The sequence below is a fragment of the Pseudarthrobacter sp. 01T43 genome, assembly GCF_056398665.1.
In genome coordinates this window covers 148,987-162,594 of sequence record NZ_JBFTPV010000003.1, presented here as the reverse complement: position 1 = coordinate 162,594, position 13,608 = coordinate 148,987, and the positions used below count along the sequence as shown (strand labels likewise).

The window sequence follows — 13,608 nt, the reverse complement described above, 5'->3', positions numbered from 1 at the left end:
CCGTAACGTCCGCCACTCTCGACTACGCTAGTCCGTGACGACGACGTCCCAAAGACTCCACCAATTTTCAGCTGTTAGATCCACCAAAAATCGCCCCCAAGGAGCAAATCCATGGCGCTTATCGATGCCATCCACGCCCGCGAGATCCTCGATTCCCGTGGCAACCCGACCGTAGAAGTTGAAGTACTGCTCTCCGACGGCCAGATCGGCCGCGCAGCAGTTCCCTCCGGTGCCTCCACCGGCGAGCACGAGGCCGTTGAGCTTCGTGACGGCGACAAGGGCCGTTACCTCGGCAAGGGTGTCCAGAAGGCCGTTGACGCCGTCATCGACCAGATCGCTCCGGCCCTGATCGGCTTCGACGCCACGGACCAGCGCAGCATCGACCAGGCCATGCTGGACCTGGATGGCACTCCCAACAAGGGCAAGCTCGGCGCCAACGCCATCCTGGGTGTTTCCCTGGCCGTGGCCAACGCAGCCGCCGCGTCCGCCGATCTGCCGCTGTACAAGTACCTCGGCGGCCCGAACGCGCATGTCCTTCCCGTTCCGCTGATGAACATCCTCAACGGCGGCTCCCACGCGGATTCCGACGTCGACATCCAGGAATTCATGATCGTCCCGCTCGGTGCGGAGACCTTCTCCGAGGGCCTGCGCTGGGGCGTTGAGGTCTACCACAACCTCAAGTCCGTCCTGCAGGCCAAGGGCCTTTCCACCGGCCTGGGCGACGAGGGCGGCTTCGCGCCGAACCTGCCGTCCAACCGCGCCGCGCTGGACCTGATCCAGGAAGCCATCAGGAACGCGGGCTACACCCCGGGCAAGGACATCGCCCTGGCCCTGGACGTCGCCTCCTCCGAGTTCTTCAAGGACGGGGCATACCAGTTCGAAGGAAAGGCCCTGTCCGCCACCGAGATGAGCGCCTACTACGCCGAGCTCGTTGCCGACTACCCGCTGGTGTCCATCGAGGACCCGCTGGATGAAAACGACTGGGACGGCTGGAAGACCCTTACCGACAGCATCGGCGACAAGGTCCAGCTCGTGGGCGATGACCTCTTCGTCACCAACCCGGCCATCCTGCAGCGCGGCATCGACACCAAGACAGCCAACTCGCTGCTGGTGAAGGTCAACCAGATCGGTTCGCTGACCGAGACGCTGGATGCCGTTTCCCTGGCCCAGCGCGCCGGTTACACCACCATCACCTCGCACCGCTCCGGCGAAACAGAGGACACCACCATTGCTGACATCTCCGTTGCCACCAACGCGGGACAGATCAAGACCGGTGCCCCGGCCCGCTCCGAGCGCGTTGCCAAGTACAACCAGCTGCTGCGCATCGAAGAGGAACTCGACGACGCCGCACGCTACGCCGGCCGGAGCGCGTTCCCGCGTTTCAAGGGCTAGTAGCCGCGTAAACCACTGACCGGTGGCTATGGTTGAAAGACCATAGCCACCGGTTTTTGTTTCGGCCTGCTGCTGGCAGGGCACTTGTACCAGCGCAGGCTTTTGTACGAGCGCAGAGTTGCGGGCCGAGGCAGCCCGCACGTTTCAGGAGTGTCATGGCTACCCGCCGTCCCAAAGTTCCCAAGGCCGCTTCGACTCATCGTGGCGCAACGGATCGGCCCCAGGAAGCTGCCGATACCGCCGATGTCATCCGCGCCCATTTTGGCGGGTCAAAGGACGGCAGCGCCCAAGGTAAAGCCGGTCGGTCCGAGGGCCCCGCCGCGAAAGCGCCGGCCTCTACCCAGGCCCCGGCCTCCTCCAAGCGCACTCCTATCAAGGGTTCCCAAGCCACGAAAGTGCGGGGGAGCGGCGGATCCGCCGCAGGCGGAACGCCGAAGGGCGACGCCCCGAACGATTCCCAGCCCGTACCGGCCAAAGCGTTCTCCGGGCGCATGCTGGCACTCGCCGTCGTGATGATTGCCATCACCATCATGCTTGCGCCTACTGTCAAGATTTTCTTCGACAAACGTGCCGAACTTACCGCCCTGAGCGACGATATCTCCGCCCGCCAGGCCGAGGGCGACAGGCTGCGCCAGCAGATCTCGCGCTGGCAGGATCCCAACTACGTGAAACAGCAGGCCCGCGACCGCATTAACATGGTTATGCCGGGCGAAACCGGCTACTGGGTCTTTGGCAGTGATTTGCCGGCCGGAACCAGCAGTAGCCGGAACGCCACAGCAGCGCAAGACCCCGCCGATCTGCCGTGGGTGGATTCCCTGTGGGAGTCCGTCCGGCGCGCGGCCACAGACTGAACCACCAGAGGAAGGATGGCCGCGCCAGTGGAAGCACGCACGGCACCTGAGCCGGAGAAATCCCGCCAGCCATCAGCACATGATCTTGAAGTACTCAGCAGGCAACTGGGACGGCCGGTGCGCGACGTCGTCGAAATCCCGGCCCGTTGCGTGTGCGGCAACCCCTTGGTGGCTGCCACGGCGCCGCGCCTGGGGAACGGCACACCGTTCCCCACCACCTTTTACCTGACGCACCCTGTCATCACCTCGGCCGTCTCCCGGCTCGAAGCTGCCGGCCTGATGAACGAAATGAACGAGCGACTCACCGCGGACGAGCCCCTTGCCGCCGCGTACCGCGCCGCCCACGAGGACTACCTCGCGGCCCGGGCCGGGATCGGCGAACGGGCGGGCATCGGCGCCGTCCCTGAAATTGACGGCATCTCCGCCGGCGGCATGCCCACCCGCGTGAAATGCCTCCACGTGCTGGTGGGCCATTCCCTGGCGGCCGGGCCCGGCGTGAACCCCCTGGGCGACGAGGCCATCGCCGGCATCCGCGAGTGGTGGACCGCAGACCGCTGCTACTGCGACGGCGCCTGGGACACCGATGGGGAAGCTCCGTCCCGGGACCTGAGCCGCCACGGACCCCAGGGCCTGCCGGAGATCGTTGGCCGGCCCGCCCCGGTCCGCAAAACCGCAGGTAGCGCGGAAGCCGTGCCGTGACCCGCGTCGCCGCCATCGACTGCGGAACCAACTCCATTCGCCTGCTGATCGCGGACGTGGACCGCAGCAACGGCACTGCCAGGCTCACGGACGTGGTCCGCGAAATGCGCGTGGTCCGCCTCGGCGAGGGCGTGGACGCCACCGGTGAACTTTCACCGGAGGCACTCGAGCGGACCTTTGCCGCCACCGCGGATTACGCCGCCCTGATCCGTGAACACGGCGCGGAGTCGGTTCGGTTTGTGGCCACGTCAGCCAGCAGGGATGCCCGGAACCGCCACGTTTTTGTCGACGGCGTCCGGGACTTGCTTGGTATTGAGCCCGAAGTCATCTCGGGGGACGAAGAGGCGGCCCTGTCCTTCGCAGGTGCCAGCAGTGTCCTGCCCATCCACGACGGGGACCAGGTCCTGGTGGTTGACCTCGGCGGTGGCAGCACGGAGTTTGTCCTCGGCACGGCCAACGGTGTCACCGCTGCCAAATCAGTGGACATCGGCTGCGTGCGCCTGACCGAACGGCACCTTCGCGACGACCCGCCCACGGCGGAACAGATCGCCGCCGCGGAAGCCGACGTCGACGCCGCCATCACCCGCGCGGGCCTCGACGTTCCGCTGGAACGCGCCACCGCCGTCGTCGGGGTTGCCGGTTCGATCACCACCATCACGGCGCACGCCCTGCGCCTGCCGGGATATTCGCCGGCGGCCATCCACGGAGCTGAACTGCCCCTCAGCACCATCACCGGGGCCGCCGCCGACCTCCTGGCGATGACCAGGGCCGCACGTGCGGCCCTGCCGTACATGCACCCGGGCAGGGTGGACGTGATGGGCGCCGGCGGACTGGTGTGGCGCCGGATCCTGGAGCGGCTCCATGACGTCAGCGCCGGCCGGATCGTCACAGCCACTGCCAGCGAACACGATATTCTTGATGGAATTGCCCTGAGCCTCAACTGACGCCGGGCATCATCGCACCAAGCAGGGGAATCCACATGACCAGAGCAACAGCCCGGCTCCGCCGGACCGCCTCAGCGCTCCTGGCGATGACTCTCGCAGGCGTCAGCCTTGCCGCAGGCCTGGTGCTGGCGCCCGCCGCGCAGGCGGATGAGGTGCGGGACAAACAGTATTGGCTGGGCGAGACCGGGATCACCAAGGCCTGGGACGTCTCCAAGGGTGCCGGCGTGAAGGTCGCGGTGATCGACAGCGGCGTGGACGCTGGCCACCCTGACCTGAAAGGTGCAGTCACCGGCGGCTATGACGCCTCGGGGGCAGGCACCGCCAACGGCCAGAAAACCCTCGGCATCAAACCCGAACACGGCACCCTGGTAGCCACGATGCTGGCCGGCCGCGGCCACCAGGCTGCCACGGCCTCACCCTCACCGAGTGCCTCCCCATCATCAGTCGGCCCGGACGGCATCGTGGGCGTGGCACCGGAAGCAGAGATCCTGTCCGTCTCCACGTGGCTGGGCTCGGCGAACCCAGCGGGCAAGAGCGACCAGGACCAGATTCCCGAAGCTGTCCGCTGGGCCGTGGACAACGGCGCTCGGGTCATCAATATTTCGCTCGGCAGTACCACTCCGCAGTGGCCCCAGAGCTGGGACGCCGCCTTCCTCTATGCGGAGCAAAAAGACGTCGTGATCGTCGCGGCGGCCGGAAACCGGGTGGGGGGCAACCTCCAGGTGGGTGCCCCGGCCACCATTCCCGGCGTCCTGACGGTCGCCGGACTGGACCGTAAGGGCGTTGCGAGCGTCGACTCGTCATCGCAGGGGATCAGCATCGGTGTGGCAGCCCCGGCGGAGAACCTCTTCGGCGGACTGCCCGGCGGCGGCTACGCCGAATGGGCGGGTACTTCCGGAGCTACCCCCATTGTGGCCGGCGTCGCCGCGCTCATCCGTTCCAAGTGGCCGGACATGAGCGCGAAGCAGGTCATCAACCGGATCGTCAGCACAGCCAAAGACGCAGGACCGGCGGGAAAGGATCCGCTCTATGGATTTGGCGTCCTGAATGCAGAGGCTGCGCTGAAGGATTCGGTGCCTGAAGCCACGGCCAACCCGCTGGGCTCCATTTCTGACTGGATCCGGGTGCACCGCCGCGGGAACCTTGCTACGCCGGCCCCGGTCCCCAGCGCTGATGTGGCCAGTGCCGTTCCCACCTTGTCCGACCCGACAGTGCCCGCCGCGGTGGCTCCCTCCCAGCGGGACAGTGCCATCGGCGCCGCCGTCGTCATCGGTTCAGCTTTGCTGTTTGTGGTGATCATCGCCGTGGCCGGTTTCCAGTTGCGCAGGGCCGCGCGGGACCCGGGCCTGGCGCGCGACGATCCGGATACGGGGGTCTTCGATACCGCGGATTCCGGCGGCAGCCACAGTTAGTGAAGATTTTCACAAACTACGGTATCCTTGAGCCATGGCAACCACCCCAGAGCTCCAGGACCGTCCCAGGGTACTCGTCGTCGGCGGCGGGTACGTCGGCCTGTACGTAGCACTCAAACTGCAGAAGAAGATCGCGAATGCCGGTGGCATCGTCACCCTCGTGGATCCACTGCCTTACATGACCTACCAGCCTTTCCTGCCCGAAGTTGCCGGCGGCAACATCGAGGCCCGCCACGCAGTGGTGTCCCACCGCCAGCACCTGAAGCAGACTGAACTTATCCAGGGCAGCGTCACCTCGATCGACCACGCCAACCGCACCGCCGTCGTGGCGCCCGCGGATGGCGGCGGACACATTGAGGTTCCCTACTTTGACATCGTGGTGGCCGCAGGCGCCATCACCCGCACGTTCCCCATCAAGGGCCTTGCGGACAAGGGCATCGGCCTGAAGACCATCGAAGAGGCCGTGGCCCTGCGGAACAAGGTGCTGGAGCGGATCGAAGCCGCCTCCACCATCACGGACCCCGCGGCCCGCGCCAAGGCCCTGACCTTCGTTGTAGTGGGTGGCGGCTTTGCCGGCATCGAGTGCATCACCGAAATGGAAGACCTGGCCCGCGCCGCAGTCAAGAACAACCCGCGCATCAAGCAGGAGGAAGTCCGCTTCGTCCTGGTTGAGGCCATGGGCCGCATCATGCCCGAGGTCACCGCACCCCAGGCTGAATGGGTTGTGGAGCACCTGCGCAGCCGCGGCATCGAGGTCCTGCTGAACACCTCGCTGGACAGCGCCGAAGGCACCCTGAAGCTGATCAACCTCCCGGACAAGAGCCTGGCCCAGGAATTCGAAGCCGACACGCTTGTCTGGACCGCCGGCGTGCAGGCCAACCCGATGATCCGCTCCACCGACTTCCCGCTGGAGCCCCGAGGCCGCGTCCGGGTTCTTCCGGACCTCCGCATCGCCGGTGACGAAGGCATCATCGAGAACGCCTGGGCCGCCGGCGACATCGCTGCCGTGCCTGACCTGACGGGCAGCGGCCTGCCGGACGGCACCTGCGTCCCGAACGCCCAGCACGCACTGCGCCAGGCCAAGCGCCTCGCCAAGAACCTGTGGGCTTCCCGCTGGGACAAGCCGATGAAGGACTACAAGCACAAGAACCTTGGTGCCGTGGCCGGCTTCGGCGAGTGGAAGGGTGTCGCGAACATCAACCTCATCGGCCGCATCGGACTCAAGGGTCCGCTGGCCTGGCTGGCACACCGCGGCTACCACGGCATGGCCATGCCCACGGTTGAGCGCAAGATCCGCGTGATCATGGGCTGGATCCTGGCGTTCTTTATGGGCCGCGATACCACGCAGCTGATCGACCTGGACAACCCGCGCGGCGCGTTCGTTGCGGCTGCCACTCCTGCGCCCAAGCCGGCCGCAGCCCCCGCGGCTGCGCCTGCGGCGCCCGAGGCCTCAGCCGCCGCAAAGCCCGGCTCGGCGGCCGCCACCAGCGTGGACCCCAAGCAGTCAGTCACGGCAGACGCCAAGTAGCGCCTTCCGCACCGCACCGCAGTAATGCCCGACGGCGGCTGTCCCTTCAGGGGGCGGCCGCCGTCGGCGTATCCCGGCCCGCCCTCCTTCCGGGCCCGTCTTCCTTTTAGACTGGCAGGATGACTGGCGAAACGAACCTCCAGGCCCTGCTCGCAACACTGCATCCCGTGCTCCGGGACGGCGAATACGTCTACGTGCTGTGGCCTCACGGCAGGGCACTGGAGCCAGGGATCCAAGCTGCGGTGCGTGAAGCCGAGGGCCTCACGGTAGTCCTGCCGCGCGAGACCGCGGACAGCTTGGGGCTGACCTACGACTTTGTGGGTGCCTGGATCACCCTGCAGGTGCATTCGGAACTGGAGGCTGTTGGGTTGACTGCCGCCGTCGGGAAGGCCCTTACCGATGCCAGGATCAGCTGCAACGTGCTGGCGGGCTTCCACCATGATCACCTGCTGGTGCCGGCTGCGGACGCGCCGCGCGCCCTCGAGGTCCTCCATGAACTCTCAGCTGCCAACCTGGACCAGCCGAGGCCGGAGCTGGTGCTCCGGAACGAGACGCCCGCAGACAGGGACAAGATCCTCGCGCTAGCGGCCGAAGCGTTCGCCATCTCTCCCGTCACGGGCCTGGCTGTGGAGGGCGAGCCGATTGAGGTTGAGGTGCTTCGCCAGCTCTTTGCGTGCGAGGAGTACCTGCCCGAATTCAGCGTGGTGGCTGAGTTGGCGGGTGAAGTGGTGGGCCACGTGATCAGCACCCGCAGCTGGGTGGGCGATTACGGGCTGCTGGGGCTGGGACCTATCGGCGTCACGCCCAGGCTGCAACGCCACGGGATCGGCACCGCGTTGATGAAGGACACCATCGCCCGGGCCAACATCGCGGGGGAGGGCGGCATTGCCCTGCTGGGCAGCAATGAGTACTACCCCCGGTTCGGCTTCGTGCCGGCGGCATCTTTCGGCGTGCTGCCGCCTGACGAGGCCTGGGGCGACCATTTCCAACTGCTTCCGCTGGCTCTATGGCCCGGCGGGGTCCACGGCACGTTCCGGTATGCCGCACCACTGGCAGGCTGATCACGGGATACCATTGACCGGGCGCCCCAGTAGCCCAATTGGCAGAGGCAGCGGACTTAAAATCCGCGTGTTGTGGGTTCGAGTCCCACCTGGGGTACACATTCCCTCTTTTGACGCGCCTTCGGGTGCCCTTCACTGTGCCCTTTCCCCGCACCGCTGAGCGCCCGGGGTACACGCAAACCAGACATCTCCTTGCGCGCTTGATTTCGCATATGCAACGACTGTTATAAGGATGTGACCTCAGTCACTTATATCCGCAGCATATATGCATTATTTTGAAGCTAAATCAGGAGCCCCTGATTCACTGTCATCCAGTTTTGGCCACGCCCTAACTCAAATGTGTTTCAGGACACACTTTAGGGAGTAGTCTCAGGAAACAATTTCGGAAGTACGCGTAAGCTGCCTCGGTCATCCGCAGCAGTCGAGATAATCCGGCTCGGAAGGTAAATAAATGTACCGAAAGAAAGTCATCACGGCGTGGGCGGCAGCGGCCACCCTTACCCTGGCACTCTCGGGTTGTGCCAATCAGGCCGGCCCCACCACCAGTGACACCTCTGGAGCCTCCGGCAAGGTGAATATCCCGTCAATTTCCAAGGTCGATGTGCCCTCCGGTGCTGTCCTGCCGAAGGGCGATGGCAAGGCTACCTGCGCCGCAACGACGACGTTGGCGTATGCAGGTGCCCAGACGGGAGCGAACGCACAGCTCGGTGTCAACATCTTCAATGGCATCCAGCTGGCCATCAACCAGCACAACGCCGCAAATCCCGGCTGTCAGGTCCAGTTCAAGAAGTTTGACACGGAAGGCGACCCCAACAAGGCCACAGGACCCGTCACCCAGCTGGTCAGTGAAGCGGACATTGTCGGCGTCGTCGGACTCCCGTTCTCGGGTGAATCCAAGGCTACCGGCAACATTTTCGAACAAAAGGGCCTGGTTCACATCACGCCTTCGGCTACCAACCCCGGCCTGACGGAGAATGGCTGGACCACCTTCTTCCGCGGCCTGGGTAACGATGCCGTGCAGGGTCCGGCTGCAGCCAAGTTCCTGACCGGCAAGCTGGGCGCGAAAAAGGTTTACCTCGTCCAGGACGATTCCGATTACGGTATCGGACTTGGCACGTCCACCTCCGCCGGGCTCGGCAGCGCACTGGTCGGGACGGAGAAGGTCACCACCGGCCAGAAGGACTTCTCGGCAGTGATCTCCAAGATCATGAACGCCAAGGCCGATGCTGTGTTCTACTCCGGCTACTACGCCGAGGGCGCACCCTTCGACCAGCAGCTCTCGGGCAAGGGATTCACCGGCACCTTCGTGGCACCTGACGGCGTCAAGGATGATCAGTTCATCAAGCAGGCGGGCGACGCGTCCAACAACGCATACTTCACCTGCCCGTGCATCCCTGGCGAACTGATTCCTGATTTTGCGACGGCATACAAGGACGTCTCGAAGGGCGCTGAGCCGGGAACCTATTCCATCGAGGGCTACGACGCAGCCACGGTGCTCCTGTCCGGTATCGATGCGGGAAAGCAGTCGCGCGCAGATCTGCTGTCCTGGGTCAAGGCCTACGACAAGGACGGCCTGAGCAAGCATTACAAGTGGGACGCCAAGGGCGAACTGCAGGCACCGACTGTTTACGGTTACAAAGTTGAGAACGGCAAGATCGTTCCGATTGGACCAATCGGCGAGTAATCGTCGCCTTAGAGTAACCGGCTGTGGGGGCCAGCAATCGCCGGCCCCCACAGCCTTTTCCTTACCTAACGCCTGACAGGAAGTCCCGATGCTCCCCTTGCTCGTCCACCTGCCGCTGGAAAATGATTGGATTTCCTTCGACGTCCCGTCCCTCATGGAAAATTTCTGGAGCGCAACGTTTGACGGCCTGACCTTCGGTGCCATCTACGCGCTGGTTGCGCTCGGCTATACCCTCGTCTACGGCGTCCTGAACCTCATCAACTTCGCGCACTCCGAAGTGTTCATTGTGGGCTGCTACGCAGTCTTCTTTACCCTCAGCGGCCTGGGTTTCGGCCCCTCAGCCCCGCGGCTGGACATCTGGGCAATCATCCTTAACCTGGTGCTGGCGCTGGTAGTCGCCATGGTTGCTTCCGCACTAACAGCCTTCGTCCTGGAACGTGTGGCCTACAAACCGCTCCGGAAGAAAAATGCTCCCCGCCTCGTCTTCCTGATCACCGCCATCGGGGCCTCGTTTACCATTCAGTACCTGATCTACCTGTGGCGCGGTCCCAGCCCGGAGCTGGCATTGACCATGTTCCGGCCGACCCCGATCTTCGATGTTTTTGGAACCATCGTGGATTCCCAGCAGCTGGTCATCATCATCGCCGCCGTGATCATGATGGTTGCAACTGAGCGGTTCATCCGGAAATCGCGGACCGGCCGCGGCATCCGCGCGGTGGCCCAGGACCCGGACACGGCGACGTTGATGGGCGTCAATAAGGAACGCATCATCATCACCACCTTTGTCATCGGGGGTCTGCTGGCCGGAGCGGCGGCCCTCTTCTACGTCATGAAGATACCGTCCGGGGTTCAGTACAGCGGCGGTTTCGTGCTCGGAATCAAGGCCTTCGCCGCCGCTGTCCTGGGCGGCATCGGCAACGTCCGTGGTGCGCTCCTGGGCGGTCTGCTCCTGGGCCTCATTGGCAACTATGGCCAGATCCTGCTCGGAAATTCGCAGTGGACCGACGTTGTTGCCTTCGTGGTCCTGGTGCTGGTCCTTCTGCTGCGACCGCAGGGAATTCTCGGCACTGCCCTGGGAAGGAGCAAAGCATGAGCATGACAGATGGACCCACACCGCTTCCGGAGGCGGCATCTGCACAGGCTGCGGCGGACCGCGAGGCAGAAACCACCGGTCCGGGAAGCAGCGTAACCCCGGAAAAGCGGGGCGGGCGCGGGATCTTTGGATCATGGAGTGAGCGGTGGAACGCACTCTCCCGCCAGCAACAGTGGGCCTTCCTGATTGTCGTGGTGGTCCTGGCCTACCTGCTGCCGCTGATCAACCCGCCCATCATCACCACCGAGCCCGGCAACAATTTCGCCCTCGCCTGCTTCGACATGGCACGTTTCGCGCTGATCGCCGTTGGACTGAACGTAGTGGTGGGCTACGCGGGCCTGCTGGACCTCGGGTATGTGGCCTTCTTCGCCGTCGGCTCCTACTGCGCGGCGATGCTGACGAGTCCGGACTCGCCGTTCCTGCACATCCCTTACTTGTGGACCATCCCGGTCGCCATGGCTGTGACCATGTTCTTTGGCGTAGTGCTGGGCGTTCCAACCCTCCGGCTCCGCGGAGACTATCTGGCCATCGTCACCCTCGGGTTCGGGGAAATTGTCCGGATTCTTGCCACGATTATTCCGGCCATGAAGGGTCAGGTGGGATTTCAGAACGTAGGCCACCCGCCCGGCACCGAGGCGGACGGAACTCCCATCTTCTCCAATTCCAACGGTGTGCCGTGGTACTGGCTGACCCTGACCATCATCATCATCATTACGCTGCTGGTGGGGAACCTCGAGCGAAGCCGAGTGGGGCGGGCCTGGGTTGCCATCCGGGAGGATGAAGACGCGGCGGAAATTATGGGCGTGCCCACATTCAAGTACAAAGTCTGGGCGTTTGCCATCGGGGCGGCGATTGGTGGCCTCTCGGGGGCCCTGTTTGCCGGTCAGGTGGGCTTCGTGAACAACCAGAAGTTCGACGTCACCACGTCCATCCTCTTCCTCGCCGCGGTGGTGCTCGGAGGCGCTGGAAACAAGGTCGGAGCCATTCTGGGCGGCGCCCTGGTGAGTTACATTCCGCTGCGTTTTACCGCGATCGCGGAGTACAAATACCTTATCTTTGGTATCGCACTGGTGCTGATCATGATCTTCCGGTCCCAGGGCCTGCTGCCTGCGCGCCAGCGCCTGCTCGCCTACGGCCGGACAGCGTACGCCAGGGTGGCCAAGAAGGGCGCCACCGGCCGGTCATCGGCCGGGGCGCCACCGGCAGCCGGTCCGCGGACGGGTCCCAACAGTGAGACAGGAGCGCAGGCATGAGCGAGGAAAACGCGACGGCCGGGCCGGCGCAGGCAGGGGAAGCGGAGGCGCCCGCGCAGGCCGGTCCTGACACGGCTGCGCTGGCCGAAGCCGGGGTGGAGCCGGCGCTGTCCGAAATGGTGGCACCGGACCGCGAAATCGCCGTCGAGGTTGGCGAGAACATTGTTGAGGTGAAGAACCTCACCATCAAATTCGGCGGTCTCATCGCGTTGGACAACATCAGCTTCAATATTAAGCGTGGCGAGATCCTCGGGCTGATCGGGCCCAACGGAGCCGGGAAGACCACCTGCTTCAATGCCATGACGGGGGTATACAAACCCACCAGCGGCGAGGTGGTCCTCGAAGGCCAGGTCATCAACGGGCTGAAGCAGCACAAGATCACCAGGCTGGGGCTTTCGCGCACCTTCCAGAACATCCGACTCTTCGGCGAGATGACGGCACTCGAAAATGTCGTGGTTGGTTTGGATGCGCGCCACCGGACAAGCGTCGGCGGAGCGTTGCTGAGGCTGCCCACCCACATCCGGGAGGAAAAGTCCGCTATTGAGCGCGGCATGGCGCTGCTGGAATTTGTGGGAATCGCCGACCACGCGCATTTTCTGTCCCGCCACCTTCCCTACGGCTATCAGCGGCGACTGGAGATTGCACGCGCCTTAGCCACGGACCCGAAGGTACTGTGCCTGGATGAGCCTGCCGCCGGCTTCAACCCGGCGGAGAAGGAGGAGCTGATGGCCCTGATCCGCACCATCCGCGATGAGGGCTACACGGTGCTGCTCATTGAGCACGACATGAAGCTGGTCATGGGCGTAACGGACCGGATTGTTGTCCTGGAATTCGGCAAGAAGATCGCCGACGGCCTGCCACGGGCCATTCGTGAAGATCCGCGGGTTGTTGCGGCCTACCTGGGGGAGCCCGAAGATGACGTTGCTTGAGGTTGAAGGGATTTCTGTCCACTACGGGCGCATCCGTGCCATCCGGGACATGTCCTTTACGGTCAACGAGGGGGAGGTTGTTTCCCTGATTGGAGCCAACGGGGCCGGCAAGACAACCACCATGAAGACGATCTCCGGGATCCTTAATCCCTCGGCCGGCAAGATCACTTTTGCCGGTGAGGACATCACCAGGATGAAGGCCCATATCCGGGTTGTCCGCGGGATCTCCCAGGCGCCGGAAGGCCGGGGAATTTTCCCCGGCATGACTGTTATGGAAAACCTGGACATGGGGACCTTCGGAAGGAAGGACAGAAGCGGCGTGCCGCAGGACCTGGAACGGGTGTTTGACCTGTTCCCGCGGTTGAAGGAACGGATCAAGCAATACGGCGGGACCATGTCCGGCGGCGAGCAACAGATGCTGGCGATCGGACGGGCACTGATGTCCGGCCCCAAGCTGTTGCTCCTTGACGAGCCGTCGATGGGACTGGCTCCGCAATTCATTCGCCAGATCTTCAAGATCATCAGGGAGATCAATAACCAGGGGACCACCGTGCTCATGGTGGAACAAAACGCCAACCAGGCGCTTGCCGGAGCACACCGCGCCTTCGTCCTCGAGACCGGGGAGATCACCCACAGCGGTACCGGCAAAGAGCTGTTGGCGAATCCGGCGATCAAGGAGGCTTACCTGGGAGTGGGCTGAGAACGCCGGCCAGCATCACAGTTGGGTTTCAGCGCCTTGGATAGGGGAACTTATTGGCGCGT

At 64.2% G+C, this 13,608-nt stretch carries 12 protein-coding genes and 1 tRNA gene; all 13 read left to right on the top strand.

Translation table 11 applies throughout. The features are described 5' to 3' along the window. The first annotated feature begins 111 nt into the window (after nucleotides 1–111). Entirely contained in the window at nucleotides 112–1,392 is a 1,281-nt protein-coding gene (gene eno, locus AC1DIM_RS04190; protein WP_477709232.1) for a phosphopyruvate hydratase, read from the top strand. A 155-nt stretch (nucleotides 1,393–1,547) separates the two neighbouring features. Further along, a complete protein-coding gene (locus AC1DIM_RS04185) occupies nucleotides 1,548–2,243 on the top strand; it encodes an FtsB family cell division protein (protein ID WP_477709231.1) in 696 nt (231 codons plus the stop codon). A 15-nt stretch (nucleotides 2,244–2,258) separates the two neighbouring features. Next, the gene (locus AC1DIM_RS04180) at nucleotides 2,259–2,942 is read left to right on the top strand and encodes a DUF501 domain-containing protein (RefSeq protein ID WP_477709230.1); all 684 of its coding nucleotides are present in this window, start codon (nucleotides 2,259–2,261) and stop codon (nucleotides 2,940–2,942) included. Continuing rightward, complete coding sequence (locus AC1DIM_RS04175) at nucleotides 2,939–3,886, top strand: Ppx/GppA phosphatase family protein (protein ID WP_477709229.1); 948 nt, start codon at nucleotides 2,939–2,941, stop codon at nucleotides 3,884–3,886. Before AC1DIM_RS04180 ends, AC1DIM_RS04175 begins: the two co-directional genes overlap by 4 nt. A 35-nt stretch (nucleotides 3,887–3,921) precedes the next feature. Continuing rightward, a complete protein-coding gene (locus AC1DIM_RS04170) occupies nucleotides 3,922–5,298 on the top strand; it encodes a S8 family serine peptidase (RefSeq protein WP_477709228.1) in 1,377 nt (458 codons plus the stop codon). Between the two features lie 34 nt (nucleotides 5,299–5,332). Then, nucleotides 5,333–6,826, top strand: a complete 1,494-nt coding sequence (locus AC1DIM_RS04165) for an NAD(P)/FAD-dependent oxidoreductase (protein WP_477709227.1) — start codon at nucleotides 5,333–5,335, stop codon at nucleotides 6,824–6,826. Nucleotides 6,827–6,945: 119 nt separating this feature from the next. Further along, nucleotides 6,946–7,887, top strand: coding sequence for an N-acetyltransferase (locus tag AC1DIM_RS04160; protein WP_477709226.1), 942 nt, complete (start codon nucleotides 6,946–6,948; stop codon nucleotides 7,885–7,887). A 23-nt stretch (nucleotides 7,888–7,910) separates the two neighbouring features. Continuing rightward, nucleotides 7,911–7,984 (top strand) — tRNA-Leu (locus AC1DIM_RS04155). A gap of 354 nt (nucleotides 7,985–8,338) precedes the next feature. Next, entirely contained in the window at nucleotides 8,339–9,571 is a 1,233-nt protein-coding gene (locus AC1DIM_RS04150) for a branched-chain amino acid ABC transporter substrate-binding protein (RefSeq protein WP_477709225.1), read from the top strand. A gap of 88 nt (nucleotides 9,572–9,659) precedes the next feature. Further along, a complete protein-coding gene (locus tag AC1DIM_RS04145) occupies nucleotides 9,660–10,664 on the top strand; it encodes a branched-chain amino acid ABC transporter permease (protein WP_477709224.1) in 1,005 nt (334 codons plus the stop codon). Further along, entirely contained in the window at nucleotides 10,661–11,917 is a 1,257-nt protein-coding gene (locus tag AC1DIM_RS04140) for a branched-chain amino acid ABC transporter permease (RefSeq protein WP_477709223.1), read from the top strand. The genes AC1DIM_RS04145 and AC1DIM_RS04140 overlap by 4 nt, the downstream gene beginning before the upstream one ends. A gap of 116 nt (nucleotides 11,918–12,033) precedes the next feature. Beyond that, complete coding sequence (locus AC1DIM_RS04135; RefSeq protein WP_477709534.1) at nucleotides 12,034–12,846, top strand: ABC transporter ATP-binding protein; 813 nt, start codon at nucleotides 12,034–12,036, stop codon at nucleotides 12,844–12,846. Continuing rightward, nucleotides 12,833–13,546 carry an ABC transporter ATP-binding protein gene (locus AC1DIM_RS04130; RefSeq protein WP_477709222.1) on the top strand — a complete coding sequence of 238 codons (714 nt, stop codon included), beginning with the start codon at nucleotides 12,833–12,835 and terminating at the stop codon, nucleotides 13,544–13,546. The genes AC1DIM_RS04135 and AC1DIM_RS04130 overlap by 14 nt, the downstream gene beginning before the upstream one ends. Nucleotides 13,547–13,608 lie beyond the last annotated feature (62 nt).

Excerpts from the sequence above, each read along its gene's own strand:
- AC1DIM_RS04150 (WP_477709225.1), top strand. The coding sequence starts at position 8,339 with ATGTACCGAAAGAAAGTCATCACGGCGTGGGCGGCAGCGGCCACCCTT.
- AC1DIM_RS04160 (WP_477709226.1), top strand. The coding sequence starts at position 6,946 with ATGACTGGCGAAACGAACCTCCAGGCCCTGCTCGCAACACTGCATCCC.
- AC1DIM_RS04135 (WP_477709534.1), top strand. The coding sequence starts at position 12,034 with ATGGTGGCACCGGACCGCGAAATCGCCGTCGAGGTTGGCGAGAACATT.
- eno (WP_477709232.1), top strand. The coding sequence starts at position 112 with ATGGCGCTTATCGATGCCATCCACGCCCGCGAGATCCTCGATTCCCGT.
- AC1DIM_RS04130 (WP_477709222.1), top strand. The coding sequence starts at position 12,833 with ATGACGTTGCTTGAGGTTGAAGGGATTTCTGTCCACTACGGGCGCATC.
- AC1DIM_RS04185 (WP_477709231.1), top strand. The coding sequence starts at position 1,548 with ATGGCTACCCGCCGTCCCAAAGTTCCCAAGGCCGCTTCGACTCATCGT.
- AC1DIM_RS04180 (WP_477709230.1), top strand. The coding sequence starts at position 2,259 with ATGGCCGCGCCAGTGGAAGCACGCACGGCACCTGAGCCGGAGAAATCC.
- AC1DIM_RS04145 (WP_477709224.1), top strand. The coding sequence starts at position 9,660 with ATGCTCCCCTTGCTCGTCCACCTGCCGCTGGAAAATGATTGGATTTCC.
- AC1DIM_RS04170 (WP_477709228.1), top strand. The coding sequence starts at position 3,922 with ATGACCAGAGCAACAGCCCGGCTCCGCCGGACCGCCTCAGCGCTCCTG.
- AC1DIM_RS04140 (WP_477709223.1), top strand. The coding sequence starts at position 10,661 with ATGAGCATGACAGATGGACCCACACCGCTTCCGGAGGCGGCATCTGCA.
- AC1DIM_RS04165 (WP_477709227.1), top strand. The coding sequence starts at position 5,333 with ATGGCAACCACCCCAGAGCTCCAGGACCGTCCCAGGGTACTCGTCGTC.